At 68.7% G+C, this 24983-nt stretch carries 27 protein-coding genes; 23 read left to right on the plus strand and 4 right to left on the minus strand.

The window, feature by feature from the left end; all coding sequences use genetic code 11:
- Positions 1-35 precede the first annotated feature (35 nt).
- Positions 36-560, plus strand: coding sequence for a YbjN domain-containing protein (locus OHT76_RS23150; protein ID WP_328872766.1), 525 nt, complete (start codon positions 36-38; stop codon positions 558-560).
- Positions 561-688: 128 nt separating this feature from the next.
- On the opposite strand, the gene OHT76_RS23155 is transcribed toward OHT76_RS23150, so the two are convergent.
- Positions 689-1879, minus strand: coding sequence for a pyridoxal phosphate-dependent aminotransferase (locus OHT76_RS23155; RefSeq protein ID WP_328872767.1), 1191 nt, complete (start codon positions 1877-1879; stop codon positions 689-691).
- Between the two features lie 457 nt (positions 1880-2336).
- Here OHT76_RS23155 and OHT76_RS23160 point away from each other — a divergent pair, with 457 nt between their 5' ends.
- Entirely contained in the window at positions 2337-2831 is a 495-nt protein-coding gene (locus OHT76_RS23160; RefSeq protein WP_328872768.1) for a DUF4365 domain-containing protein, read from the plus strand.
- Positions 2812-4059, plus strand: a complete 1248-nt coding sequence (locus tag OHT76_RS23165) for a hypothetical protein (protein ID WP_328872769.1) — start codon at positions 2812-2814, stop codon at positions 4057-4059. The genes OHT76_RS23160 and OHT76_RS23165 overlap by 20 nt, the downstream gene beginning before the upstream one ends.
- A 176-nt stretch (positions 4060-4235) precedes the next feature.
- Here OHT76_RS23165 and OHT76_RS23170 read toward each other — a convergent pair whose 3' ends face one another.
- Together OHT76_RS23170 and OHT76_RS23175 are read right to left on the minus strand one after the other, a co-directional pair.
- On the minus strand, positions 4236-4808 hold the full coding sequence (locus OHT76_RS23170) for an AAA family ATPase (RefSeq protein WP_328872770.1): 573 nt from the start codon (positions 4806-4808) through the stop codon (positions 4236-4238).
- A 100-nt stretch (positions 4809-4908) separates the two neighbouring features.
- A complete protein-coding gene (locus OHT76_RS23175) occupies positions 4909-5667 on the minus strand; it encodes a GntR family transcriptional regulator (RefSeq protein ID WP_328872771.1) in 759 nt (252 codons plus the stop codon).
- A 492-nt stretch (positions 5668-6159) separates the two neighbouring features.
- On the opposite strand from OHT76_RS23175, the gene OHT76_RS23180 reads away from it, so the two are divergent.
- The 7 genes from OHT76_RS23180 to OHT76_RS23210 all read left to right on the plus strand — a co-directional run bounded on the left by OHT76_RS23180 (position 6160) and on the right by OHT76_RS23210 (position 11312).
- On the plus strand, positions 6160-6429 hold the full coding sequence (locus OHT76_RS23180; RefSeq protein ID WP_328872772.1) for a DUF6284 family protein: 270 nt from the start codon (positions 6160-6162) through the stop codon (positions 6427-6429).
- Positions 6429-6854 carry a hypothetical protein gene (locus OHT76_RS23185; RefSeq protein ID WP_328872773.1) on the plus strand — a complete coding sequence of 142 codons (426 nt, stop codon included), beginning with the start codon at positions 6429-6431 and terminating at the stop codon, positions 6852-6854. The genes OHT76_RS23180 and OHT76_RS23185 overlap by 1 nt, the downstream gene beginning before the upstream one ends.
- Entirely contained in the window at positions 6851-7744 is an 894-nt protein-coding gene (locus OHT76_RS23190; RefSeq protein ID WP_328872774.1) for a DUF2637 domain-containing protein, read from the plus strand. Before OHT76_RS23185 ends, OHT76_RS23190 begins: the two co-directional genes overlap by 4 nt.
- Positions 7744-8091 (plus strand): RRQRL motif-containing zinc-binding protein, encoded by a 348-nt coding sequence (locus OHT76_RS23195; RefSeq protein ID WP_328872775.1) that lies wholly within the window; start codon positions 7744-7746, stop codon positions 8089-8091. Before OHT76_RS23190 ends, OHT76_RS23195 begins: the two co-directional genes overlap by 1 nt.
- Before the next feature lie 2 nt (positions 8092-8093).
- A complete protein-coding gene (locus OHT76_RS23200; protein WP_328872776.1) occupies positions 8094-8411 on the plus strand; it encodes a hypothetical protein in 318 nt (105 codons plus the stop codon).
- A gap of 105 nt (positions 8412-8516) precedes the next feature.
- Positions 8517-10643: an FtsK/SpoIIIE domain-containing protein gene (locus tag OHT76_RS23205; protein WP_328872777.1), complete on the plus strand. Its 2127-nt coding sequence runs from the start codon at positions 8517-8519 to the stop codon at positions 10641-10643.
- A gap of 204 nt (positions 10644-10847) precedes the next feature.
- Complete coding sequence (locus OHT76_RS23210; RefSeq protein ID WP_328872778.1) at positions 10848-11312, plus strand: hypothetical protein; 465 nt, start codon at positions 10848-10850, stop codon at positions 11310-11312.
- On the opposite strand, the gene OHT76_RS23215 is transcribed toward OHT76_RS23210, so the two are convergent.
- Complete coding sequence (locus tag OHT76_RS23215; RefSeq protein WP_328872779.1) at positions 11303-12319, minus strand: HNH endonuclease; 1017 nt, start codon at positions 12317-12319, stop codon at positions 11303-11305. The genes OHT76_RS23210 and OHT76_RS23215 overlap by 10 nt on opposite strands.
- Positions 12320-12424: 105 nt before the next feature.
- Here OHT76_RS23215 and OHT76_RS23220 point away from each other — a divergent pair, with 105 nt between their 5' ends.
- From OHT76_RS23220 to fbaA, 13 genes are all read left to right on the plus strand, one after another.
- Positions 12425-13228, plus strand: coding sequence for a deazapurine DNA modification protein DpdA family protein (locus OHT76_RS23220; protein WP_328872780.1), 804 nt, complete (start codon positions 12425-12427; stop codon positions 13226-13228).
- Positions 13225-14070, plus strand: coding sequence for a bifunctional DNA primase/polymerase (locus OHT76_RS23225; RefSeq protein ID WP_328872781.1), 846 nt, complete (start codon positions 13225-13227; stop codon positions 14068-14070). Before OHT76_RS23220 ends, OHT76_RS23225 begins: the two co-directional genes overlap by 4 nt.
- Positions 14071-14072: 2 nt before the next feature.
- On the plus strand, positions 14073-15551 hold the full coding sequence (locus OHT76_RS23230) for an ATP-binding protein (RefSeq protein WP_328872782.1): 1479 nt from the start codon (positions 14073-14075) through the stop codon (positions 15549-15551).
- Between the two features lie 492 nt (positions 15552-16043).
- A complete protein-coding gene (locus OHT76_RS23235) occupies positions 16044-16283 on the plus strand; it encodes a helix-turn-helix transcriptional regulator (protein ID WP_328872783.1) in 240 nt (79 codons plus the stop codon).
- A gap of 87 nt (positions 16284-16370) precedes the next feature.
- Positions 16371-17633, plus strand: a complete 1263-nt coding sequence (locus OHT76_RS23240; RefSeq protein WP_328872784.1) for a tyrosine-type recombinase/integrase — start codon at positions 16371-16373, stop codon at positions 17631-17633.
- Between the two features lie 190 nt (positions 17634-17823).
- Positions 17824-18084, plus strand: a complete 261-nt coding sequence (locus tag OHT76_RS23245) for a hypothetical protein (protein WP_328872785.1) — start codon at positions 17824-17826, stop codon at positions 18082-18084.
- Positions 18085-18507: 423 nt separating this feature from the next.
- Positions 18508-19044 carry a DUF2617 family protein gene (locus OHT76_RS23250; RefSeq protein ID WP_328872786.1) on the plus strand — a complete coding sequence of 179 codons (537 nt, stop codon included), beginning with the start codon at positions 18508-18510 and terminating at the stop codon, positions 19042-19044.
- A gap of 61 nt (positions 19045-19105) precedes the next feature.
- A complete protein-coding gene (locus tag OHT76_RS23255) occupies positions 19106-20743 on the plus strand; it encodes a polyamine aminopropyltransferase (RefSeq protein WP_328872787.1) in 1638 nt (545 codons plus the stop codon).
- 34 nt (positions 20744-20777) lie between these two features.
- Positions 20778-21503, plus strand: a complete 726-nt coding sequence (locus tag OHT76_RS23260; RefSeq protein WP_328872788.1) for a YqjF family protein — start codon at positions 20778-20780, stop codon at positions 21501-21503.
- Positions 21504-21581: 78 nt separating this feature from the next.
- Positions 21582-22382 (plus strand): SRPBCC domain-containing protein, encoded by an 801-nt coding sequence (locus OHT76_RS23265; protein WP_328872789.1) that lies wholly within the window; start codon positions 21582-21584, stop codon positions 22380-22382.
- A gap of 49 nt (positions 22383-22431) precedes the next feature.
- On the plus strand, positions 22432-23220 hold the full coding sequence (locus OHT76_RS23270; RefSeq protein ID WP_328872790.1) for an aldose epimerase family protein: 789 nt from the start codon (positions 22432-22434) through the stop codon (positions 23218-23220).
- Between the two features lie 10 nt (positions 23221-23230).
- Positions 23231-23779, plus strand: coding sequence for an orotate phosphoribosyltransferase (gene pyrE, locus OHT76_RS23275; protein ID WP_328872791.1), 549 nt, complete (start codon positions 23231-23233; stop codon positions 23777-23779).
- A gap of 138 nt (positions 23780-23917) precedes the next feature.
- Positions 23918-24940, plus strand: a complete 1023-nt coding sequence (gene fbaA, locus OHT76_RS23280) for a class II fructose-bisphosphate aldolase (protein WP_328872792.1) — start codon at positions 23918-23920, stop codon at positions 24938-24940.
- Positions 24941-24983: the final 43 nt, after the last annotated feature.

Consider the following 24983-nt stretch of genomic DNA (forward strand, 5'->3'; position numbering starts at 1 on the left):
GAGGATGGCGGGATCCGTACGAAGGGAAATTCACGGTGAGCATCGACCCGTCCTCGATTCCGAACTTCGGGGGCCAGCCCGAGCCGCAGCCCCAAGGACCGGCGGGCCCCGTCGTCCCGGATCAGGATCTTGTGAAGCAGCTCCTCGACCAGATGGAGCTGAAGTACGTCGTCGACGACGAGGGTGACCTCGCGGCGCCGTGGGAGCAGTTCCGTACGTATTTCATGTTCCGTGGCGAGGGTGACCAGCAGGTCTTCTCGGTGCGGACGTTCTACGACCGCCCCCACAAGATCGACGAGAAGCCGCTGCTGCTGGAGTCCATCGACGACTGGAACCGGCGGACCCTGTGGCCCAAGCTCTACACCCACACCCATGACGACGGCACCGTCCGCCTGATCGGCGAGGCGCAGATGCTGATCGGCACCGGCGTCAGCCTGGAGCACTTCGTCTCCTCCACGGTCAGCTGGGTACGGGCCGCCATCGAGTTCGACAAGTGGCTCGTGGAGCAGCTCGGCCTGGAGCAGGAGATCAACGACGCCGAGAAGCCCGAAGAGGAGTAAGTCCCACTGCGGTGCGTCGGCGATGACGACGAGATACGCGCCGTAAGCCCATGAGAGCCCGACCAGGGCACCGACCAGCAGGGTCGAGTGCCAGGGGCGGGCTCTTGCCGTACGCGGCAGCGGGTCGGTCAGCCCGCCAGTTTCTTCAGGCGCTGCACCGCCTCCTCCAGGACCTCGGTCCGCTTGCAGAACGCGAAGCGGACGAAGGGCGCGCCCGCGTCTCGATGGTCGTAGAAGACGGCGTTGGGGATGGCGACGACCCCGGCGCGCTCGGGCAGGGCGCGGCAGAAGGCGAAGCCGTCGGACTCGCCGAGGGGCCGGATGTCGGTGGTGATGAAGTACGTGCCCGCTGACGTGAACACCTCGAAGCCGGCCTCCGTCAGGCCCGACGCCAGCAGATCCCGCTTGGCCTGCATGTCCGCGCGGAAGTCGGCGAAGTAGGAGCCGGGCAGGGAAAGAGCCTCCGCCACGGCGTACTGGAACGGTCCGGAGGCGACGTACGTCAGGAACTGCTTCGCCGAGCGTACGGCCGCCACCAGGCCGGGCGAGGCGGTCACCCAGCCGACCTTCCAACCGGTGAACGAGTACGTCTTGCCCGCCGAGCCGATGGTGACCGTCCGGTCCCGCATCCCGGGGAAGGTCGCCAGCGGCAGATGCTCGGCGCCGTCGAAGACCAGATGCTCGTACACCTCGTCCGTGACCACGAGCAGATCGCGCTCCACGGCGAGCTCCGCCACCGCGGCCAGCTCCTCGCGGGTGAGGACCGTGCCGGTCGGGTTGTGCGGGGTGTTGATCAGCAGCAGCCGGGTGCGGTCGGTGACGGCGGCACGCAGCTCGTCGAGGTCGAGGCGGAAACGTCCCTCGGCGGGGCGCAGGGTGACCGGGACCCGGCGCGCGCCCGCCATCGCGATACAGGCCGCGTAGGAGTCGTAGTACGGCTCCAGCGCCACCACCTCGTCGCCGGGCTCCAGCAGCGCCAGCAGAGCCGCGGCGATGGCCTCCGTGGCGCCGGCCGTCACCAGCACCTCGGTGTCCGGGTCGTACGTCAGCCCGTACAGCCGCTCCTGGTGCGCGGCCACCGCGGTGCGCAGCTCGGGCACGCCGGGGCCCGGCGGATACTGATTGCCGCGCCCGTCGCGCAGCGCGCGCACCGCCGCCTCCCGGACCTCCTCGGGCCCGTCCGTGTCGGGGAAACCCTGGCCCAGATTGATGGACCCGGTCCGCAGGGCCAGCGCCGACATCTCGGCGAAGATCGTCGTTCCGAACTCGGCGAGGCTGCGATTGAGAAGGGGACGCGCACTTGAGGTCATGCCGGCCATCCTGCGCCGAAGCTCTGGAGTTCCTCAACTTACGTCCGGGGCTTGGCGCCTGCGGTGGGACCGGGTGAACCCCCTTTGAGCAGGGGGAGAGCCGTCGTCGCCTGTCGTCGTCTGTCGGTCTTGGTTGCTCTCGGACGGCCCGCAGACGGCCCGGGTTGACAGCGCGCTCGGCCTCGGGGCCGCCGGTCTGCCGCCGGCGTGGGAGAGGAGACGCAGCGGCCAGCCTCGGTGCCGATGCCCTACCACGATCATGAGGTGCGTGGGACATTGTCAGTGCTGCGTACTAGCGTTCGAGGCGGGTTGGACTGGTTCGGCGCATGGCGCGTGTTGTGGCGGCGGCCTATCCTGGCGTGCGAGGTCGAGGGGGCGGATAAGAGGGAGCGCGTTGGTCGGGGCGGAGCCAAGGAAGCCCAGGCAGCAGCACATTCAGGCCGTAGACCCGCAAACGGTCACGGACATGATGGAGCTGTTGCAGCGTGGGTACGTAACGAGCGTGGCGGCGACCGCTGGTTGCACCACAGAGGTGATCCAGAATGACAGCTGGGGTATCGACGTCCAGTTTGTCAGGCCCCCTGTGTCTGCGACGCAATGCGAAAGCATGCTCTGGGCGCAACTGAAGAGCACCACCCAGCATACCCCCGACCCGCAGAAGGAGTTTTTTAGCTACCAGTTCACCAAGAGGCAATACTTCGACCATATGGTCAAATACCGGACGACCGGCCCTAAAGCGGTTCTGATCGTTATGACGGTACCTCAGAACCAATTGGAATGGACTGAGGTTGGCCATAGTGGATTGTTCACCAAGAGGGCCTGTTACTGGGTGCACTTGGAGGGGGAAACCTCGGAGGCCGATCGGCCAACGGTGAGAATCCCGACCAAGAATATCTTCGACGCCAGCGCCCTGACGGAGATCCTGGATAAGCTTGATAGGGGTGAATCGCTTCGTGAGTAACGAAAAAGGGGCATTCGTCCCTGCCAAGGTTGATCCTGAAAAACTCAAGTCCGTCTTGGAAGAGGTTGGTTGGCGCGCAGTAGGGGGCCGGGAGGGATTGTATACGCGCCTTGCCCCACCCGGTGAGGTGGCAGGGCGATTTCCGAGTTTGGTAGTGCCGCTAGATTCTGCGGCTCCTGACTATTCTGACGTCATGGGCCTTGCTCTTTCAGTGCTGACTCAAGATTCGGAGTTCTGGGCGCGATCGATCTATCCACGCCTAGCGGTTGCGACTTCCGATGAATTCAAGTTTCGTAAGGAGAGCAATGCTCCAAGTGGGCTAATTCCATGGCGAAGTGGAGAAATTCTTGTCGAGTCGGCACGTCTAACTCTGCTGGCTGGCGCTAAAGCGTTTCTCGGGGGTGCGCGTCACTTTGTCAATCGACACGGTCGATTTGCCAACAGGTATCTGGATCAAATCTTGATGGGTCAGACCGCTGCTGGGAGCTATATCGTTACCGCCTATGCCCCTCCCCATGTAGCGATCCCGCTAAAGGGCGGTGCTGATGTTGAGAATCAGATCGTTGGAGTTGGGACGGCTCAAGTAAGGGAGGTTACTGAGGCGGTAGTCCGCTCGGTCGAGGCCACCGTGGAAGCTCTAGAGCACTACCGACAGAATGGCTCGCTAGCCGGGTTCGAAGATGGCGTAGCTCGGGGAATCTCCTACGAGATGACGAATGCAATCCTCGGTATGGCCGTAAATTCAGACGAAGCTGACATCGTAATCGAATGGGATCCTACTAGTCCACCTCCCACCGGTATGGAAAGTCACTTCACTTTTACGCCGCCCGACATCGAGCCTTTGTCGCATGCGGCAGTTAAGCTAGCCGAGGATCAGTCATCCCGATCTGTGAGCATAATGGGTAGGGTTCACCTGCTGGCGAAAAAGGAAGCAGGCAGTCCTGGCGTTTTTGGCCTCGAATCATTTAGGTCCGAGGGGCCTAAAAAGGTTCGAGTTCGACTAGCCAATGAATCAGACTATCATCTGGCTGTTCGTGCTCATGATGATGATCTGGCACTTCTGGTGAGTGGCACGCTGGAAAAAGAAGGCAATCTGAATTGGCTTTACAATGCCACTGTAGTGCGAACCCTAGGATCGATTTCTGAGTACATGGCTCCTAAGCGCAGGAGTAGAGTGCGAGGCGACTCCATTCCGGGGCAGACGGACGTTTTTGACCAGGAAGGATGACTTCAACTGGCCGTACGGTATGGTCGGCCGGTCGGGGCCTGAGATTCCGAGCTGTTAGCCCGGCTCATCAGCACTTTTCGGTGCTGTCAGTTCGCTTTGTGAGTACTGCGGTCCTGCCCGAAACTGACCCGGGGATTCTGGACTGACAGCGCAGATGTGGGCAGGTGCTGACTTGATCATGCCTCGGGGGATTCCAAAGCCCTAATCACGGTTGCAGGATCACCGTCATACAACACGTGCGGCTCGTCTGCCTGAGGGGGGAAGAACCGGGCGCGGTACCGCCGAAGGTCACTCTCGGAGAAGTAGATCGAGTTGGGGTCGTGCGCGTGAAAATCGTTGCGCTTGCTGATCCTCGACCAAAGTTCGTCGTGGCTGGCCGCGAGATAGACGAGCACTGGGGTGGCGCCAGCATCGGCCGCGATGCCTCGCCAGTGAGCTCGATCCTCGGGGGTCCAGAACCCGTGGTCAACGACGACGTCATGACCCGCCTTGAGCTGATCGGTGAGTTCGACCGACACGTCTTCCAGCACCGGTCGCTCAAGGGTGGGGAAGATCCCTCGCGGGAAGTCCACCCCATAGACGCCGTGGCGGCGGTACATCTCTTCGTCCGGACACAGTCGTACGAACCCGCGAGCGGTGAGGACGCGCGAAAGGGTGGTCTTGCCGGAGCCGGGCAGCCCGGCCATCAGGACGCAGAACGGTGGACGTGATGGCATCGGTCTCGTCATGGTCATGGAGATGGCTGCCATCTCCGCTTCGGCTTCGGGCGTGATTGTGCCAGCCCTGCGGGCCACGAGGAGCGACCTAGGCGGTCTTCGAGCACACTCGCGAGCGTGTCGTCTACCACCGTCACGGCGAAACCTCCGATTCTGTGCGCCATGTGCGGCCAGGGCCTCCGAGGTCCACGCCGAACTCCACGACGTTGCCCTCGCTGTCGACGAACTTTGCTGTCATCACGACTACGGGTTCCGCTGGTGGATTCTCCGCGTCCAGTTCAAGCAGCCGGGCATATTCGGGCGTAACAAGGCGTGCAGAAGCGGTGTCGACGCGGTGACTGATCGGGCGGCCGGTCGCTTGGGCGATGAGCTGGAGTGATGTTCCCCCTGTCAGCCGCTCGCTCTGCGCGAGTTGGGGGATCAGCTTCCCGTATCGAGCAGGAATCCATGACGTGCTGTGGGCCACGATGCCGTGCCGGTCCCGGTACACGCGGCTCCGTCGAATCACGTCGGAGCCGGGTTGGATGTCCAATGCTTGCGCCACTTCGGCCGGCGCTGACACCACGGCTGCCTGATGCGAGTCCGATCTTTCGCCCGCTCCCCAACTGGATCCCGTACGGCGTCCACGGTCCTGCCGCTGGGAGCCTGAAGACATCGGACCCGGCTGGTCTAGAACCTCGGTCCCGATCCCGTGGATGCCTCGCACAAGCCCCTCGTTGCGCAGCTTGCGAAGAGCCTTCTCGGCTGTCGCGGTGCTGACTTTCCACTCTTCGGCGAGGTTCTTGATGCTGGGCAGGAGTGTTCCTGGCTCTAGCTGGCCAGACGTAATCAGCTCCGTGTAGTGGGCGGCAATCTTCGCGTACGGCGCCCGGTTGTCGGCCTGGCCTGCCATTTCGCCTGCTCCCTGTCGTCACTTCCCTGAGGTTCCCTACCTTACCGCTTGACACCACAGGGAACCCTAGGGAACCTTAGGGATGTGCCCGCCGGTCGGTTCGACCGAACAGCGGGTGCGGGACCTCAATGCGCCCTGATTCAGGGCTCATTCGAGGTCAAGGGGCCCGGGACAGAGCGGGCCGAGGGCGCCCCCGACCCTGGGCATTCGGGAGGGCTTAGACCGAAAGGTCACGTCTCCATACGCCTACAACGGGGTCATGCCGCGCTACCTGATACGGGCGCGGCACCCCCGAAGGAGACATGCACACCGCCCCGGCATTCGGCCGTGAAGGGCGCGAGATCGAATCTCGCCCGGGGCACTCCGACCGCCACTCGGCGGCCGCACCGCGCCTGACGCGCGGCTCTATCCCCTTCAACGGCGCGCACCCCCGGAGTTGGCCCTCCGGGGGTGCTGTTCGGGCCGTTTCACCTGCTAGGGAGACCACGACCCATGAACCCCATCGTCACTGTTCAGGACGCTGTTACCGCGTTCGCCGACTTCATGGAGCCGACGGATGCGGAGCTGGATGCGATCGAGCAGGAGATGCCCGTCATCCTGGCGGATGTCGACCTGCTGGACGCGCAGATCGTCACCCTGGACCGCGCGCCGACCGAAGTAGACGACCGCCGCATTCGCCGGGCCCGCCGCCGGGCGCTGGCCGCCCGGGTCGCGCTGATTAACCGCGCGGCCGGCACGCCCCTGTCGGGGGGTGCCGCCTGATGGCTCGCTTCGACCTCACCGAGTACGACCGTTGCATCATCGAGGCCGCCCGCCAGGCGTTGGCGGCTGCGGAGAACGTGAACCTGCTGGACGGCCGTGCCATGGCTCGCATGATCGGCCGTCTTGAGGTCGCCGTGGAGCGGCTGATCGAGATGGTCGACGAGACGGCTGGCGGGAACGTCGTTCGGTGCCCGGCCGCGCACCCGGAGGACCCGACGCCCTGTGGTGGCCCGGTCGTCGTGACCATCGTCGACAAGGAGAACGCCGGCGCCGACGGGTGCGAGCACCACGCCGCCCGCATGCTGGCCTCGATCACCGGCGCTCGCCCGGTCGCCAAGCCGGACGCCCCCGCCGGGGTGGCCCTGCGCATCTTCCGCGCCGCGCACCACACCCGTCCCTTCCCGTGGCGGGAGGGCCGGTCATGAACCTTCACCGCAAGGGACGCGCCGCCCTGGTGCTCGCCCTGGTCGCCGTGGTCGCCATGGCGTTCCGGGTGTCGTGGAACGCGCTGCGGGACATCGCCGGCGCCGTGGGCGCGGACGACACGGCCGCGATGCTGTACCCGTTCGTGGTCGACGGCCTAATGGCGCTCGCCCTGATCGCCACCCTCGTACTCACCGGCGACGCCCGACGCTTCGCGCTGCGGGTGCTCGGTGCGTACACGATCGCCTCGCTGGTCCTGAACTACGTGCACGGGTTGGTCCCGGAGCTCCACGGCCGTACGGTCGACTGGGGTCGACTGGCCGACTGGGACCCGGCGAACTGGGCCCTGGTCCTGCTCGCCACGTCGCTGCCGGTCGGGTCGATCTACTTCGGTTCCGACCTCGTGGCCAAGGTGCTGCACCACCGCCCCGCCTCGATCCCGGCCGCGAGCACGAATGCGGAGGAATCGACCGAGACCAATATGAAACGGTCTACGGCTGATCTGCCGGTATCGACTCCGGCGCCGATCACCCCGAGCACGGTGGCGCTGCCCCGGCCGGTGGCTGTCGGCTTCCTGAAGTCGACGCTCCCGGCCAAGCCCCTGCCCTCGATCGCACCGGCCGCGTCGATCGAGCGGCGCGCGGTGGCTGCGGAATCGACCCGGCCGCGCCGCGCCACGGGCCGTGTCCCGGCGGTGGCGAAGTCGACCCGACCGAAGCGCACGCCGGAACAGTTGCTCGCCGAAGCACGCAAGGCGACGGCCGATTGGCCGGACGCGAAGGTGACCGGCGAGGGCATCCGCCGCGCCATCCACACGTCGCCGGCGAACGCCCGCTCCCTGCGGGACACGCTCCTCGCCGAACGCGCCACAACGGCGGCTGAGGTCGCGTGATGGCTGCGCTGCCGGTGTTCCGGTGGCGCCTCGCCCCGGACGGCTACGCCACCCGCCGCCAACTCCGTGCCCGCGGCTTACGGCCCGGCGGTCAGGGCGTGGCCGCGCAGCTCGAACGGCCGCGCCGCCGCCGGGGGCCGCTGGTCGCCTACCTCTACCGCGTCGACCTCGCCAAGCCGGTCCGGCCGATGACGCCGGGCCGGCGGGCGGCACTCGCCAAGGCGAACGCCGCCCGCCGCGTCTGCCCGCAGTGCCGGCGCGATGCGGGCTACGTCATCCCCGCCTCGCTCGGAGCCTGCGTGCCCTGCGCCTACCCCACCCCCGCCGACTCTCCGAGGAGTACCTGACCATGCGCAACGCCGATATCCGCCGCCTGGACCGAGAGATTCAGGCGACGACGAAGAAGTTGGAAGCGGTCCGCCGAGGTGAGTGGTGGCCGCTGAACGGCAGTGAGCGCCGGGCCATGGCCCGCTCCCTGGCCGTCGGTGGCTACAAGGTGGCCCGGGGCCGTAGCGCGGGCCGTGAAGAGCAGCGCATGGACGCCACCGGCAACAGCGCGGAGATCCGGCTGAACGCGGAACTGACCGCCCTGCACGGCGAGCGGCAGCGTCTCATGACCGAGGCCGCCCGCGCCAAGGCCAAGAAGAAGTCGTCCGGCTGGTTCTGACCAGCCCGTTTCGGCGCCGGGGTGACCGGGACTTTCCACGGACACGGCCACCCCGGCTCTCCCTATCTCCCGCCCCCGCTGGGGGCAGTCAGGAGCACTTTCAGCATGTCTGAGAACGTCGTTCACCTCCACAAGCCCACCGACTCCCCGGCCCCCGACATCACCCCCACCGTGCTCACGGTCGTGCCCGACGCGCCGCCGGCCCGCCCGGTGCCGCTGTGGGTCCGCTCCGGCCGCGCCATCAAGACCGGCGTGACACACGAGCGGACGAAGACGGTCGTCCGCGCAACGGCCCGACACAGCCTCTACACCCTCAACGGCGGCCGGATCGTGGCCCGCCGGACGTGGGATGGCCGTACCGGCTCGCGGTATGAGCGGATGATTCGGGCGGCGGAAGCCGCGGGGAACCTGGAAGCGGCTGAGGAGTGGGAGGAGCGGTTGCAGCGCTTCCGTGCCGCCCGCCACCACCGCCGCATGGACCTGCTGCACTCCCCGGTCGAGGCCGCCAAGGGCGTGGCCGTCGGCGCCGGCATGAGCATCGGCGTCCTGGTCGCCCTCGGCATCGTCATGGCCATCAACACCGGCCACGTCGGCGACGTCATCACCCCGCTGTCGGCGACCGTCGACTTCATCGCCCTGCTGATCCGGATCGTGCAGGTGGTGTGGGGCCCGCTCATCTCGATCGGCCCGTTCCTGGCCCTGCTGGCGCTGTGGTCGGTCGGGCGCAAGCAGCACGCCGCACCTGCCTGGGCACTGCCTGCCAACGTCTGCAGCAGCGAGGGTGAGCCGATCACCCCGTCCATCGTGGTCAAGGCCCTGCGCGACCTCGGAGTGCCCGCCCTGGCGCGGGCCATCAAGGAGATGGGCGACGCCGGCGCCTCCATGCTCGGGCCGATCCGGATCGCCGGATGCGGTGTCGAGGTGGACGTGACCCTGCCGTCCGGGGTGGCCACCAACGAGGTGCAGGGCAAGCGGCGCAAGCTTGCCGAGAACCTGACCCGGCACGAGCACGAGGTGTTCATCACGATCCCGGAGGCCGCGCGGACGGTGCGGCTGTGGATCGCCGACTCGGGGGCGCTGGACGAGCCGATCGGCCCCTCTCCGTTGGTCACGGACGAGACGCTGACCGCGAACTACAAGACGGGTCGGGCCCCGTGGGGGCAGGATCTGCGCGGGGACGCGGCGGAGCTGAGCGTGTATCAGCGTCACCTGCTGGTCACGGGTCTGTCCAACCAGGGCAAGACGGCCGCCCTGCGGGCGCTCGCGCTGTGGCTGGCGCTGGACCGGACGGTGCAGTTCTGGATTGCGGACCTGAAGGGTGTCGGCGACTGGGCACCGTTCGACGGCATCGCCAAGGTCCTGATCGAGGGCCCCTCGGACAGCCACTGCATTCAGGCGACCGAGATGGTTGAGGACGCGGTGGAGGAGATGAACCGGCGGATCGAGGCGGTTCGCAAGGACCCCTCCCTCGTCTTCCCGCCGCTGATCGTGCTGGTGGATGAGGCGCAGAAGGCGTTCATGTGCCCGGCCAAGGGCGAGGACGGCCGCCCCTACGGCGGCGCCAAGGCCACCTCCCGGTACTTCATGGCCGTGCGCGAGATCCACAACCAGGGCCGTGCGGTCGACGTGCTGATGTGGCAGGGAACGCAGGACCCCACCGACCAGAACCTTCCCAAGCTGGTCCGCGAGGGCGCTCACACCCGCGCATCCCTCGTGGTCGGCACCGAATCGCAGGCAGAGATGGCGCTCGGAGCCAAGGCCGTCAACGCTGGCGCCGCCCCTCACCTGTTGCGCCAGGGACTGGACAAGGGCACCCTCGTGGTCGCCTCCGACGGCATCGCCATCCCCGCCGGCCAGTCCTCCATCACCGTGCGGACCCACTTCATCGACGACGAGCCGGCCGCCGAGATCGCCGCCCGGGCTAAGGCCCTGCGCGACGGAGTGGCCACCCTGCGCGCCATCGACCGCGCCGAGGCGCGCGACCCGCTCGCCGACGTCGCGGCCGTCATCGGCGACGCGGCGCGGATGCGCACGGATGAGGTGCTGAAGCGGCTGCACGCGCTCGACACGGCCGCCTACCGCGCGTGGAACAACGTCCGCCTGAAGCGGCTCCTGGAGGAGCACGGCGAGGAGCCGAAGAAGTCCCACGGGGTCATGGTCGTACGCCGCGACGACGTGGCCCGCGCCCTCGCCAACCGCGCCACCGACGGTTCCGCTTCCGCCGCCGAGTAGCCGGGAGGAACGAGGGTCCGGGCCGGGGAGGCGGGGAGAACTCCCCAATCCCCTCCCCGGGCCCGCCTCCCCGCGCTGATCAGCGCAGACATCGTTTCGGGGAGGCGGGGAGGCGCCCTGCTCAGGCCCCCGGAGCACCCCTCCATCCGGCACCCCGAAGGGGGTGCTTCCACCTCCCCGGCCGAGTACCGGAAGGGATTCCGCATGTACCCCGACCACACCCCGCACGCGCCCGCACAGCGGGCCGTGGAAGTCCACCAGCCCACCCCGCTCCCGCCCGCCGTGGCCGTGTCGGCACCGGTCGTGCCGGTGCAGCCCGGCAGCGTTCCGGCGGTGGCGAGCATCGTCCTGCCGGACGGCCGCGTCGTCACCGGCTACGCCATCAACCCCGCCCAGCCCGAACCGGTCGCGGTCAAGCCGGCCGTCTCGCGGACGGCCGTGAACGTCGCCCTCGGGGGCGTCGGATTCCTCGCGGTCTGCGGCGGGCTGATCCTGCTCACCTCGTTCATCGCCGCGCTCACCGTGTTCATCTCCCAGCTCATCATCCTGGCCGCTGTGATCTTCGGTGGATGGATCACCGTGGAGCTCTTCAGTGCGAGCGGCCACCAGGGCGGGACAACCGTCCACATCCGTAAGGCCACGTTCAAGCGCAACAAGTTCTACGGCTGATGCGGCTGGGCCTGGCCGCGGTGCATGGTCCAGTGCTGCTCGATCCAGCGGCGCTGCTTGGTGCTGAGCGGTGATGCCAGCAGCGGCAGGCCATGCAACTCCTTGTAGGTCGGGTAGGCAGCCAACTCGTCACTGACGTCGATCTCGTGGTTTGACGGGTTGATAGTGATCAGCCCGAGGTCGAACAGGCGGTGCAGGTCGCGGCGCAGCAGCAACCCGCCGCATTCGTGGCTTCCGGTGGCTCCGAAGCTTTCCAGGTGGGCAGCTTCCAAGACGGCCGCGGGTGCGGGCCCGGTCAGGGCGCAGTTGGCTCCGTAGGTGTCGAGCAGGCTCCTGCGGAAGGCTGCTTGTCCGATCCTGGCCCGTGTCCGCTGCTCGCGGTGCCCGCCGGTGATGGCACGCTGCGTGCCCTCGATGATGCTGGCCGGCGCTCGCGTACCGATGCTTTCGAGCGCTTCGCAGAACGCCTCCCAGCGCAGCGGGCGCATACTCAGTTGCGATTTGGGCTTCTCGCACAGAGCCCGCAACTGATCACCAGAAAGCTGACCGGCAAGGTCAACCCAACCCTGCGCGTGCGACGTGCGGTACTTGACGACCGACGCCAGCACCTTGCTGGGCTCATCGAACTCTGCCTGGCACTCCCAACACAGGTAGCGCGGGCGCTTCTTCTTGCGCAGTCCCAGACTGGCCTTTCCACACGTCGGGCAGCTGTAGCGGTACTTCTCGCCGGCTTCCGTATCAATGCGCTCGATCACCGAGACGCCCATCAGGGCGTCGGTGTCCCACAGCGCGATGACGTCGCCGGGCTGCAAGGCGGCGTGGTTAGGGACCGTGTCATCCCAGCTGTAGTGACGCGACGGTACGTCGTCATATCCGTCGCCCCCGCGTGAGCGGTCTTCCCCCGTAGCCAGCAGCAGCCATGCGCGCATGCGCTCTTTCGTCCCTTCTCCGTGAACGAACCGGGCGGCCTCGATCTTTGGCCAGAGGAGGCCGCCCGTCTCCAGCACGCAACGAACCGGAGGTCTTCCACAATGACCCACCCCACTGACAATCGGCGAGCCTTATTCACAACCCCGGCTCGCCCACCGGCGGGAGCTCCCGCCGCGGGCAGGATGCGGTTCTACCTGACCACCCATAAACGGCACTGGCTCCGCTGGACCGACGTGCCGCTGTTCTTGAAATCCGAGCACTGGGACCGTGCCGTCAAGTGGGACGTAGCCCAGGGCCCCTACGCGGTCGACTCCGGCGGGTTCATGGAGCTGAAGGACAAAGGCACCTGGATGCGCACGCCCCGCCAGTACATCGACTCCTTGCGCCGGATCTGGGAGCACGTGGGCCCGTACGATTGGGCCGCCCCGCAGGACTGGATGTGCGAGAAGGCCATCATCGAGGGCGGCTGGTTCGGCGGACAGCACTTCGTCGGCACCCACCTCAGCGTCGCCGAGCACCAGCGCCGCACCGTTGAGAACTTCCTCGAACTGCGCTCCCTTGCCCCCGACCTGCGCATCGCACCGGTCGTCCAGGGCGACACCGTGCCGGCCTACGAGCACTGCGTAGAGCTGTACGAGAAGGCGGGCGTAGACCTGCGGGCCGAACCGATCGTTGGGCTCGGCTCGGTGTGCCGGTTGCAGTCCACCCGCCAGGGCGCCGCGATCGTCACCGCGATGGCCACACACGGCTTCAAGCTGCACGGCTTCGGCTTCAAGATCCTCGGCCTGGAACGCGTCGGGCATCTGCTCGCGTCCGCGGACTCCGCGGCGTGGAGCTCCCACGCCCGCCGCCGCCCTCCGCTGCCCGGCCACCCGCACAAGAACTGCGCGAACTGCATCGACTACGCCCTGAAGTGGCGCGAGCGCGTCATCAGTGCCATCCCCACCCACCGCCAGACGCTGCTCACCGATCGGAGCGCGGCATGAGCGAAACGCCCTACCCCCTGCACACCGCGCTGAGCCTCGCAGCGTCTGGCGTCCCGGTGCTGCCCGTGCGCCGGGGCAAGGTGCCGTTCGGTAACTGCCCCGCGTGCGTGGACAACGCGTGCGGCGGCCGGCCGAACATGAAGACCCCGGGCCCGTGCCGCTGCCCCGGCGTCTGCCACGCCTGGGCCGCCGCGACCACCGAGCCGGCCGTCATCGTCTCGCCCGCGTGGGCGGCGGCGTGGCGACGGGCGGTGTGCGTCGGCTACCACCCCGGCGGCGCCGGTCTGACCGTGGTCGACCTGGACAACGCGGACGCCGTCGCGTGGGCCCGCACTGCCCTGCCGGCCACACGGATCGTTCCGACGACACGCGGTGAGCACTGGATCTACCGGGGCGCCATGACCTCCCGCAACAAGGTGCGTCCCGGTGTCGACATCAAGTCGACCATGGCCTACGCCCGCTACCTCGGACCCGGCACCGGCACCACGGCCGACCTGCCGGACACCGTGCGCGCCCTGGCCGCCAAGACGCGCTCCCCGGCCCGGCCGGTACTGCACGCCGGCGTGCCCGCCGGGTCCGGCGGCGGGCAGTGCCCGCACCGCACGCCCGTCTTCCTGGAACGCGGCATCGCCATGGCCGAGCAGCGCATCACCGCCGCCCGCAGCGCGATCCACGCCACCGTATACGGGACGTTCCTCGCGGTGCTGTCCAGGCACGGCCGGTGCGGCTGCCTCACCGACACCCACGTTGCCCGCCTGTTTACGGCCGCGCAGAGCAAGGGCGAGACGGCAAGGCACTGCACGGACGCGTGGACCAACGCCCGCACCACGTTGGGACTGTGACCATGTCCGACGACGAAAAGACCCCCGCACGCGAGATCATCACCGACTACGCGCAAGCGCACTTCCGGTACTTCCGCACCGCAGACGGCACCGTATACGCGCAGCGCAACGGCCACCCCGTGGCCCGCCCTATCCGCTCACAGGGCACCACGGGAAGCCACCGGCAGGAACTCATGGTCGGACTCTTCCGAGACGGGCACGGCGTGTTCAACGGCACCGCCATGAAGGAAGCACTCGACTTGATCGAGGCACTCGCGCTGACCGAGGACGTACAGCCCGTGCACATCCGCGTCGCCCCCGGATTCGACGGGGCGACGTGGCTGGACCTCGGGCGCAGCGACGGGCAGTCCGTACGGATCCACCCCACCGGATGGGACATCGCCACCCCGGACCCGCGCGAGGTGTGCTGGCGCCGCACCCAGCTCACCGGGGAACTGCCCCTGCCGGTCAAGGACACCGACGGCAAGGGCATCGACCTGCTGATGCGGCTGTGCAACTTCGCCACAGCGGAGACCGAGTGCCTGGCCATCGCCTGGCTCATCGGCTGCCTCGGGCCGACGGTGCCCGTCCCTGCCCCGTTCCTCACCGGACCGCAGGGCGCCGGCAAGTCCACCGGCGGGCGGATGCTCGTGCGGATCATCGAGGGCATGACCGGCGACCTGCGCCGGGCCCCGAAGGATGAAGAGAACCTGATCACGGCGGTGGCGGCTGGATGGGTCACCGCCCTGGACAACCTCTCCCACATGACCCCGGAACTGTCCGACGCGATGTGCTGCATCGTGACCGGGGCCGAGAACGTCAAGCGTGCCCTCTTCACCGACGGGGACGTCTTCCGCATCGGCTACCGCCGCCCCTTGCTCCTGACCGGCATCGACGTCGGTGTGATCCGACCCGACCTCGCCGAACGGCTCCTGCCGCTCCGCTTGGAACGCCCCCGCGTCCGGCGCACCGAGGCCGAACTGTGGTCCGACTTCGCCGAGGTGCTGCCCGTCATCCTCGGCTCGCTCCTGGACCTCACCGTGCAGGTGCGGGCGGCGGAGGCGGACATCCCAACCGACCTGCGCATGGCCGACTTCGCGCACCTGTGCGCACAGCTCGACGCGGCCACGGGCCTCGGAGCTCTCGCCGCCTACCGGGCCAGCCTGGACGACCTCAACGACGACGTCATCGAGGGCGACCTGTTGGCGCAGACCGTGCTCAAGCACGCGGCCGGCATCGAGCCGGGCACCGAGCAGCGGATGACGTCCGCCGAATGGCTGCACTGCCTCACCGGTCTCTACACGGGCGAGGACTTCCGTCCCCTGCCTAAAGGGTGGCCGACCACCGGCAAGGTGCTCTCAGACCGCCTCAAGCGTCTACAGCCCACCCTCGCGGCCCGGGGCGTCCTCATCGACTGGGGACGCACCAACGCATCCCGCTACATCGAGATCGCGCGGCCGTCCGCCGCGCCGCCCCCGTCCGAGCAGGAAGCGGCCTTCTGACCACGCGGCACCACGACCGCCCGCAACAGCAAGAGGAGCACCCGGGCACGCGTGCTCCTCTTGCTGTTCGGCGGCACCGCCGCCCTGCGCGGGTCGCGCCGCGAAGCGGCTCCTTCTTCACTCTCTGAGCCGCACACCACAACAGACACCACCCCCTCTTTGTCCGAAGTAGAGAGACGCTGCGTCACCTGCGTCACCCACGCCCCGAAAAAGGCCGGTGACCTGCCGAAACAGCGGTGACGCAGACGGCCGATTCCTGCGTCACCCCGCGTCACCTGCGTCACCCCATGACGCAGGTCCGTGTCACCGGTGACGCACCCCCCCGTGCTGCGTCACCGCAAAGTCGCAGGTCAGGGCGGTGAATGACGCAGATGACGCAGGTGACGCAGAAATCCGCACCTCGGACAGACGCAGGCTCCCGACGCCTGCACGCAAACCACGGCACCGAACCCACCGCAGGACACCTCACCCAACCCGAGGAGTCACCACACCATGGCCACCGAAGAGCCGACCGACCCGCGCGCCCTCCTACGCGGCGGACTCCCGGATCGCTACCTCACCCCCGAAGACCTGGTCACCATGTTCAGCCTCCCCAGCGTCGAGACCGTCTACCAGTGGCGACGCAAGCGCATCGGCCCGGCCGGTTTCCGCGTCGGCCGCTACCTCCGCTTCAACCCCGCCGCCGTACAGGCGTGGGAGGCCGAACGCACCGCCCTCGACGACGCCGCCTGAGCTGCCGAACCCGCACCACTCAACTCCCCGGGGAGGGCCACACCGTGGTCCTCCCCGTCCCATGCCCAGAAGGGACCACCGCCCCATATGGCAGGTCACATCCAAGACCGCTGGTTCAAGACCGAGACCAACTCCGCCGGCAAGACCGTCCGCGTCAAGAGCGATCGGCACGGCAAGGGCATGCGCTACCGGGCCCGCTACATCGGCCCCGACGGAACCGAGAAGTCCAAGAGCTTCCCCGACGGCAAGAAGCGCCTCGCCGAGAAGTGGCTCAGCGCTATCGAAACGGACATGACGCGCGGTCAGTACACCGACCCCAAGTCAATGCAGATCACGTTCCGGCAGTATGCCGAGAAGTGGTTGGACACCAAGACACCCAGCCCGATGACCCGGAAGGAACTCGGCCGGCGCCTGAGGTTGCACGTCTACCCGGTTCTCGGCTCCCGTCCGATCGGGACCTTCCGACCGGAGCACATCCGAGAGTTCGTTGCGGCCCTGGAAGCGAAACCCGGCATCGGTCCGTCCTACGCCCGGAACATCTTCGCGGACGTTCAGTCGGTCCTGTCTGCCGCTGTCGACGACACGCTGTTGTCGCGCAACCCGTGCGGTGCGCGGACCGTTCGGCGTCCCAAGCCTGACCCACATCCCGTGGTCCCGTGGGTGCCCGACCAGGTGTTCGCCGTTCGCGCGGCTCTTCTGGATCGGTACCGAGCGATGGTCAACGTCGGGGCCGGATGTGGCCTGCGCCAGGGCGAGGTGTTCGGGCTCGCCGAGGACGCCATCGACACCGACGGACGCACGCTCCACGTGGTCCGGCAGATCAAGCACGTGGAAGGGCACCCGGTGTTCGCTCTCCCCAAGGGCGGCAAGAAACGGGACGTTCCGCTGCCCGGCTCCGTGGCGGAAGCCCTCCGGGTGCATATGGACGCCTTCAAGCCCGTGGAGATCACGTTGCCGTGGGACGTGCCGGAGGGGCCCAAGGTGTCCGCCCGGCTGATATTCACGGCTGAGCAAGGGGGCATGGTGTGGCGCAGCAACTTCAACGGCAAGGAGTGGAAACCTGCTCTGGCGGTCGCTGGCCTCATCCCGGAGGCGGACGACGACGGCAAGTACGAGTCGGCGCGCGAGCACGGCATGCACGCCCTCCGGCACTTCTACGCCTCCGCGCTCTTGGACGCGGGCGAGAACATCAAGGCCGTCAGCGAGTACATGGGACATGCTGACCCGGGGCTGACGCTGCGGGTGTACGCCCACCTGATGCCCGACAGTCGCCAGAGGGCCCGCCACGCCATCGACACGGTGTTTCAGGGCGTCTCCCAGGAAGATCACGGCCCACAGACGGCCCAGTGACTCACGGACGGCCCCTGAACTGCCCTTCTGTGCAGGTCAGGGGCCGTCGCCTCGCGAGAACCCTCTGAAGTTCCTCAACTCTGCTTTGGGTCGTGAGTGGGGAGGGCATTTCTCGTTCACGCAGCTGGCGAGGCGCCCACGGGGGGCCGCTTCGGGGGAGCTGCCGGAGCAAGGGAAGGAGGGTGAGGTCATGCCCATGGCATTCGGCATCATCCTGCTGGTTCTGTTCGCGGGACTGATCACGCTGGCGATCGTGGGGGTCGGTCGCCGACAGGAGACACAGATGCGTCGGCGTTCGTACGGCCGCCGCGACAGCAACGACAGCAGCAGCTGGTGGGCCGGTGGAGGGGACAGTGGCGGCTCGTCCTGCGGGGGCGGTTCGTCCTGCGGCGGCGGATCGTCGTCGTCCTGCGGCGGCGGGGGTGGTGGATGCGGGGGCGGAGGCAGCTGACACGGGGCAGCTGAGCTTCGCAATGGGGGAACCGCATCCGGACAGCGGGGCCCGCCCACGGAGGGCGGGCCCCGCTTGCATGTCCGTGGTCCCGCTTCCGTATGCATCGCACGACCGCTCCCTTGTGCATGGCACGGCCGTACGCTCCGGCGTGCGCCCCAGCCGACACGGCGCACGCCCTGGTTGAACAGTTGAGCTGTGGAGCCCTCTGAGGGATGGAAACCCTACGAAGTTGGGTAAAAACGCTGTGGCGGCCCCACCGTTCATGATTCCCTCTAATCCACCAACGCGGCCCCTTCGGACACCCGGCGGCCACCCCCCTGACTCGCCGACCGGGCTGACCGGGCCGATCTCCCGGTGTCGACCGGGTGCGCCGTACCCCCACCTCCCTCCCTTTCTTTTGCGTGCTAGCGGAGCCGATCCATGCTCACGACCCTGAACACCTCCTACACCGACACGCGCGCGGCCGACCTCGCCTGGGCCCTGGGGCGTGAGCCGCTCCCCGCACTGGCCACCCTCGACCTCGAACTGTCCGGGGCGAAGCTTCAGTTGAGACTGCTCGGCGCGTCCCACCAGGTGCTCCTGGAGGAGGAGCGGGGCAGTTGTTCGGAGACGGTGGCATGCATCCCGGGCAGCAGCACCCCCCTCCCGCTGGGCGTCGCCAAGCGGGTCGGCGACTGGGAGTACGAGTTCGCCGCCCGCGTCGAGGTCCTGGCGCCGGGTCAGTTCGCGGGCCGCGCCCAGGAGTTGCTGGCCCTGGTCGCCGACCATCCCAACGGCCTGGCCGGGGTCTTCCCCGGCAGCCCGCACGCCTTCACCGCGATGCTGGCGCAGCGCCAGGAGGGACAGATGCACTGGCGGACCTGGCATGCCTACCCGCAGGACGGCCAGTTGGTGGCGACCCGGACCCGGGTCGGGGTGCGGATCCCGGTGAGCGCGCTCAGCCCGTCCGGCGTTTAGGGCGCCAGTTCCACACGTGTGGGTGACGAAGCGTGACGCGCCTGTGACGTAACGTCGCAACGTGATCGAACCGCACGCGCCCGCCCCGCCCGCCACCCCGGCACCCTGGGGCGGCCCGGCGCGGCTGCCCGTCCGGCCGGGGACAGGACGCTTCCTGGTCCTCGCGTGCGTCTTCGTCTGCGCCGCCTGCGGACTCGTGTACGAACTCGAACTGGTTGCCCTCGCCTCCTACTTGATCGGCGACTCGGTCACCCAGGCCTCCGTCGTGCTGTCCGTCATGGTCTTCGCGATGGGCCTCGGCTCGCTCGTCGCCAAACGCCTGCGCTGGCACGCCGCCGCGGGCTTCGGCGCGATCGAGACGGTCCTCGCCCTCGTCGGCGGCTGCAGCGCGCTCGCCCTGTACGCCGTGTTCGCCTGGACCGGCGACTGGGGCGGCCTGTGGGGACACGGACCCCGAGTCCTGCTCGTCACCTTCTCCCTCGCCATCGGCCTGCTGATCGGCGCCGAAGTCCCGCTGCTGATGGAGCTGATCCAGCGCATCCGGCGCCAGGACGCGGGCGGCGCGGTGGCCGACCTGTTCGCCGCTGACTACGTCGGCGCACTCGTCGGAGGCCTGGCCTTCCCCTTCCTTCTGCTGCCCCTGCTCGGCCAGTTGACCGGCGCCCTGATCACCGGCGCGGTCAACGCCCTGGCCGGCGGCGCCCTCGTCCTCGGCCTGTTCGGCCGCGACCTGACCAGGCGCGCCCGCTGGCTGCTGCTCGCCGCCAACCTCACGGTCCTCGGCATCCTCGCCGCGGCCGCCGTCCACGTCGACGACTTCGAACGGGCCGCCCGGCACGCGGTGTACGGCGCCGACGTACGCGTGGCGATCCAGACCGACGTCCAGGAGGTCGTCCTCACCGGCGGCACCGACGGCCACCCCGTCGACCTCTACCTCGACGGCCGCCTGCGCGTCAGCGGGCGCGACGAACACCGCTACCACGAGGCGCTGGTCCACCCGGCGATGAACGGCCCGCACGAGCGGGTGCTGATCCTCGGCGGCGGCGACGGGCTCGCGGCGCGTGAGGTGCTGCGGCATCCGGGGGTGCGGCGGGTGGACGTCGTGGAACTGGACGCGGAGGTGGTCCGCCTGGCCCGCGAGGACCCGGCACTGTCGGGTCTCAACGGCGGGGTCTACGACGACCCGCGCGTCCGCGTCACGACGGCGGACGCCTTCGGCCACCTGCGCACAGCACCGACCGTCCGCTACGACGTCGTCGTCTCCGACCTCCCGGACCCGGGCATCACGGCGAGCACGAAGCTCTATGCGCAGGAGTTCTACGGCCTGGTCCAGCGGATGCTGACGGACGACGGACGCCTGGTGGTGCACGCGGGCCCGATGGCCTCCCGCCCCCGTGTCTTCTGGACGGTCGAGGCGACCCTGCGGGCGTCGGGCCTGCGCACGGCGCCGTACTGCGTGGCGGGGCGGGCTCCGGGTTTCGCGGCGGGCCCGGACCGCTCCACGGGCCGGGCGGACGCCCCGCACGACTGGGGCTTCATCCTGGCGGGCCCCGGCTTCGAACCGCCGCTGGGCCTGTCCGCACAGGGCCCGCGGCTGCGGACGCTGACGGCCGCGCGGCTGTCGGAGGACGCGAGGGCGGCGGAGGAGTTGCGGGTGCGGGGGCTGGGTGTGTCGACACTGGTGCACCCGAGGTACTGACGGGCCCACGAGGCGGGCCTGGCATGCTCCGAGCATGCAGAAGTCCGCGTGGCCCGGGACCCCGGCCGACATACCCGTCCCACTGCTCACCCAGCATTGGCTGGACCTGACCTTCATCCACTGGGCGGTGGAACCGGAGGCGGTGGCGGGCCTGTTGCCGACGGGGACGGTCCCCGACACCCACGAGGGAGTCACGTACGTCGGTCTGGTCGCCTTCCGGATGCACAAGGTGGGCTGGTTCAAGCTGCCCGGGGTGCCGTATCTGGGTTCGTTCCCGGAGACGAACGTCCGCCTGTACTCGGTGGACGCGCAGGGCCGTCGCGGGGTCGTCTTCCGCTCGATGGACGCGTCGCGCCTGATCCCGGTGGTGATGGGCCGCATGGGCTTCCGGCTCCCGTATCTCTGGTCCCGTATGGAGGTGAAGGCGGCGGAGGAGAAGGTCACGTACACGAGCACGCGCCGCTGGCCGGGAGAGCGGGGCGCGTACAGCCGTATCGAGGTACGGCCGGGTGAACGCATCCATGAACCAACGGAGTTGGAGCACTTCCTGACCGCCCGCTGGGGTATGCACAACCCCTTCGCGGGCGGACCGGCGTATCTGCCGAACCACCACCCGCACTGGCCCCTGCACCGCGCCGAGCTGATCACCTGCGAGGAGAACCTGGTCACCGCGGCCGGCCTGCCCGCGCCGAGCACGGCCCCGGCCAGCGTCCTGTACTCACCGGGCGTCCCGGTGCGCCTCGGGCGGCCGGTCCGGTAGAGGCGGATACCCGGACGTGCCGCGAGATTACGCCGACGGGGGGTGCGACAGCGGTTCTCCTGGGTAGGCTCCGCTGACATGGAGCTTGACGTGTTCGTTCCGGTTGCCACGGCTCGCTTGAGGGAGGCGCTGTCCGACCCCGCGCGGGTAGCCCGGGCACTCCCCGGGCTCCAACAGGACGCGGGCGCGGAAGCGCCGATGAGCGGGCGCCTGAAGGTACGGGTGGGCGGCCACACGATCACATACCGGGGCGCCCTGCGTATCGCGCCCCGCGAGGACGGCACGTACGCGGTGGAGGGCGACGCGACGGAGGCCAGGGGGACGGGCTCGGTGAAGCTGTCCCTGACCCTGCGCGTGACCGAGTCGGCCGAGGGCTCGACCCTGACCTTCGACGCCACGGCCACGGCGGACGGCCGCATCGCCCAACTCCCACCGGAACAGGTCAACGCGGCGATGACAAGGCTGCTGAACCGTTTCGCGGAGAACTTGGGGGCGACGGAGGGGGAGCCGGAGGCCGCACTGCCCGAGCCGGAGGAGGCCGAGGCCCAGGCGCCGGATGCTCCCGCAGCCGCGGATGGCGAGGAAGCCCCACAGGGGCCAGCCGCACCTGACGACGAGAGCAGCACGGGTGGTGCGGGTGGGAAACAACAGGCCGAAGGCGAAGCCGAGGCCCCTCCGGAGGCCGCCCACGCCCGCCGCACCATGATCGGCCGCAGCGCGGAGGAGGTCGACCACGCCCCACCCCGCGGCCGCTACGCCCCCGTCCCCGCCCCCCAGTCCAACCAGCCCGTCTCCACCCTCCGCTGGGCAGCCCCCGCCGCCGCCCTGGCCGTAGCCTCCGCGATCGTCGTCAGCCGAGTCCTCAGAAGACGCCGCTAAGACAGCCGTAAAGGAAAGGCCCCCTTGATCACCCCAGTAGGGTCATCCCGTGAGTAACGAAGACATCACGCTGACCGCGGGCGACGCGGAGGTGACCGTACAACCGGGCAACGGCGGCCGTATCGGAGGACTCCGCGTCGGCGGAACCGAACTCCTGCGCCAGGGCGACCGCTTCGGCTGTTTCCCGATGGTCCCGTGGTGCGGCCGCATCAGGGACGGCCGTTTCCGGGACGGCGCCACCGTCGTCCAGATGCCCCTGAACTCCCCGCCCCACGCCATCCACGGCACCGCACGCGACGGCGCCTGGCGCACCGCCCGCGTCACGGCGGACGAGGCGGTGATCACGTACGACCTCGTGCACCCCTGGCCGCACACCGGCCGCATCACCCAGGTCGTCGGCCTCACCGAGAGCGCGTTGACGCTGACGATGTCCGTGGAGACGTACGAGGACTCCTTCCCGGCCCAGATCGGCTGGCACCCGTGGTTCAACCGCACCCTCGGCGGCGCGGACGTCCACCTCGACTTCGCCCCCACCTGGCAGGAGGAGCGCGGCGAGGACCACCTGCCCACCGGCAACCGCATCGATCCCAAGCCCGGCCCCTGGGACGACTGCTTCGGCATGACCGACGGAGTCGATGTCACCCTCACCTGGCCGGGGCAGCTCGCCCTCAAGGTCACCAGCCCCGAGGAATGGGTCGTCGTCTACGACGAGCAGGAGGCCGCCGTATGCGTGGAACCGCAGACCGGGCCGCCCAACGGGCTCAACACCCACCCGCGCCTGGTCACCCCGCTGGAGCCGCTGGAGGCCACGACGACCTGGAGCTGGACCCGCCTCTAAGCTGTTCGGCATGACGGACGTACGCGGCGCGCTGCTGCAGCAGATCAAGGACAAGGCCGTGGTGCACGGCAAGGTGACCCTCTCCTCGGGTCTGGAGGCCGATTACTACGTCGACCTGCGGCGCATCACCCTCGACGGGGAAGCCGCCCCGCTGGTCGGCCAGGTGCTCCTCGACCTCACCGCCGACCTGGACTTCGACGCGGTCGGCGGGCTGACCATGGGCGCCGACCCGGTCGCCGCGGCGATGCTGCACGCGGCCGCGGCCCGGGGGCAGCGCCTCGACGCCTTCGTCGTCCGCAAGGCCGCCAAGGCGCACGGGCTCCAGCGCCGGGTCGAGGGTCCGGACATCGCGGGCCGCCGGGTGCTCGTCGTCGAGGACACCTCCACCACCGGCGGCTCCCCGCTGGCCGCCGTGGAGGCCGTGCGCGAGGCCGGCGCCGAGGTCGTGGCCGTCGCGACGATCGTCGACCGGGCGACCGGGGCCGCCGAGAAGATCCAGGAAGGCGCGGGCGTGCCGTACCGCTACGCGTACGCCAAGGACGAGCTGGGACTGGACTGAGGTCCGGGCTGAGACAGCTCTCGGAGCATCCCGGTTCGTCTGGAAAGATGGGCCCGACGACGATGATGTCGCCTCCCAGGTCTAGGTCAGGGCCGTAAGTACGCAGAACGCAACCCGCACATCACAAGGAGCGGACAGATGCCCATCGCAACCCCCGAGGTCTACAACGAGATGCTCGACCGGGCGAAGGCAGGCAAGTTCGCCTACCCGGCCATCAATGTGACCTCCTCCCAGACCCTGCACGCTGCACTGCGCGGCTTCGCGGAGGCCGAGAGCGACGGCATCGTCCAGATCTCCACCGGTGGTGCGGAGTTCCTCGGCGGCCAGCACAGCAAGGACATGGTCACCGGCGCCGTCGCCCTGGCCGAGTTCGCGCACATCGTCGCCGCCAAGTACGACGTCAACATCGCGCTGCACACCGACCACTGCCCCAAGGACAAGCTGGACGCCTACGTCCGCCCGCTGATCGCGGTCTCCGAGGAGCGCGTCAAGGCCGGCCGCAACCCGCTGTTCCAGTCGCACATGTGGGACGGCTCCGCCGAGACCCTGGCCGACAACCTGGCCATCGCCCAGGAGCTGCTGCCCCGCGCCGCCGCCGCGAAGATCATCCTCGAGGTCGAGATCACCCCGACCGGCGGCGAGGAGGACGGCGTCACCCACGAGATCAACGACGAGCTGTACACCACCGTCGACGACGCCCTGCGCACCGCCGAGGCCCTGGGCCTGGGCGAGAAGGGCCGCTACCTGCTGGCCGCCTCCTTCGGCAACGTCCACGGCGTCTACAAGCCGGGCAATGTCGTCCTCCGTCCCGAGCTGCTGAAGGACCTCCAGCAGGGCGTCGGCGAGAAGTACGGCAAGTCCAGCCCGTTCGACTTCGTCTTCCACGGCGGCTCCGGCTCCACCGCCGAGGAGATCGCCACCGCGCTGGAGAACGGCGTCGTGAAGATGAACCTCGACACCGACACCCAGTACGCCTTCACGCGTCCGGTCGCCGCCCACATGTTCCAGAACTACGACGGCGTCCTGAAGGTCGACGGCGAGGTCGGCAACAAGAAGACCTACGACCCGCGCACCTGGGGCAAGCTGGCCGAGGCGAGCATGGCCGCGCGTGTCCTCGAGGCCTGCGGCAACCTGCGTTCGACGGGTACGAAGATCAAGTAGTCCCTGAGTGCACTGCTGAGCCCGGCGCCTGCCCACGGCGCCG

Source organism: Streptomyces sp. NBC_00287 (assembly GCF_036173105.1).
In the GTDB taxonomy this organism is placed as follows: Bacteria; Actinomycetota; Actinomycetes; order Streptomycetales; family Streptomycetaceae; genus Streptomyces.

Excerpts from the sequence above, each read along its gene's own strand:
- OHT76_RS23155 (WP_328872767.1), bottom strand. The coding sequence starts at position 1,879 with ATGGCCGGCATGACCTCAAGTGCGCGTCCCCTTCTCAATCGCAGCCTC.
- OHT76_RS23160 (WP_328872768.1), top strand. The coding sequence starts at position 2,337 with ATGATGGAGCTGTTGCAGCGTGGGTACGTAACGAGCGTGGCGGCGACC.
- OHT76_RS23170 (WP_328872770.1), bottom strand. The coding sequence starts at position 4,808 with ATGGCAGCCATCTCCATGACCATGACGAGACCGATGCCATCACGTCCA.
- OHT76_RS23175 (WP_328872771.1), bottom strand. The coding sequence starts at position 5,667 with ATGGCAGGCCAGGCCGACAACCGGGCGCCGTACGCGAAGATTGCCGCC.
- OHT76_RS23180 (WP_328872772.1), top strand. The coding sequence starts at position 6,160 with ATGAACCCCATCGTCACTGTTCAGGACGCTGTTACCGCGTTCGCCGAC.
- OHT76_RS23185 (WP_328872773.1), top strand. The coding sequence starts at position 6,429 with ATGGCTCGCTTCGACCTCACCGAGTACGACCGTTGCATCATCGAGGCC.
- OHT76_RS23190 (WP_328872774.1), top strand. The coding sequence starts at position 6,851 with ATGAACCTTCACCGCAAGGGACGCGCCGCCCTGGTGCTCGCCCTGGTC.
- OHT76_RS23195 (WP_328872775.1), top strand. The coding sequence starts at position 7,744 with ATGGCTGCGCTGCCGGTGTTCCGGTGGCGCCTCGCCCCGGACGGCTAC.
- OHT76_RS23200 (WP_328872776.1), top strand. The coding sequence starts at position 8,094 with ATGCGCAACGCCGATATCCGCCGCCTGGACCGAGAGATTCAGGCGACG.
- OHT76_RS23205 (WP_328872777.1), top strand. The coding sequence starts at position 8,517 with ATGTCTGAGAACGTCGTTCACCTCCACAAGCCCACCGACTCCCCGGCC.
- OHT76_RS23210 (WP_328872778.1), top strand. The coding sequence starts at position 10,848 with ATGTACCCCGACCACACCCCGCACGCGCCCGCACAGCGGGCCGTGGAA.
- OHT76_RS23220 (WP_328872780.1), top strand. The coding sequence starts at position 12,425 with ATGCGGTTCTACCTGACCACCCATAAACGGCACTGGCTCCGCTGGACC.
- OHT76_RS23225 (WP_328872781.1), top strand. The coding sequence starts at position 13,225 with ATGAGCGAAACGCCCTACCCCCTGCACACCGCGCTGAGCCTCGCAGCG.
- OHT76_RS23230 (WP_328872782.1), top strand. The coding sequence starts at position 14,073 with ATGTCCGACGACGAAAAGACCCCCGCACGCGAGATCATCACCGACTAC.
- OHT76_RS23235 (WP_328872783.1), top strand. The coding sequence starts at position 16,044 with ATGGCCACCGAAGAGCCGACCGACCCGCGCGCCCTCCTACGCGGCGGA.
- OHT76_RS23240 (WP_328872784.1), top strand. The coding sequence starts at position 16,371 with ATGGCAGGTCACATCCAAGACCGCTGGTTCAAGACCGAGACCAACTCC.
- OHT76_RS23245 (WP_328872785.1), top strand. The coding sequence starts at position 17,824 with ATGCCCATGGCATTCGGCATCATCCTGCTGGTTCTGTTCGCGGGACTG.
- OHT76_RS23250 (WP_328872786.1), top strand. The coding sequence starts at position 18,508 with ATGCTCACGACCCTGAACACCTCCTACACCGACACGCGCGCGGCCGAC.
- OHT76_RS23260 (WP_328872788.1), top strand. The coding sequence starts at position 20,778 with ATGCAGAAGTCCGCGTGGCCCGGGACCCCGGCCGACATACCCGTCCCA.
- OHT76_RS23265 (WP_328872789.1), top strand. The coding sequence starts at position 21,582 with ATGGAGCTTGACGTGTTCGTTCCGGTTGCCACGGCTCGCTTGAGGGAG.
- pyrE (WP_328872791.1), top strand. The coding sequence starts at position 23,231 with ATGACGGACGTACGCGGCGCGCTGCTGCAGCAGATCAAGGACAAGGCC.
- fbaA (WP_328872792.1), top strand. The coding sequence starts at position 23,918 with ATGCCCATCGCAACCCCCGAGGTCTACAACGAGATGCTCGACCGGGCG.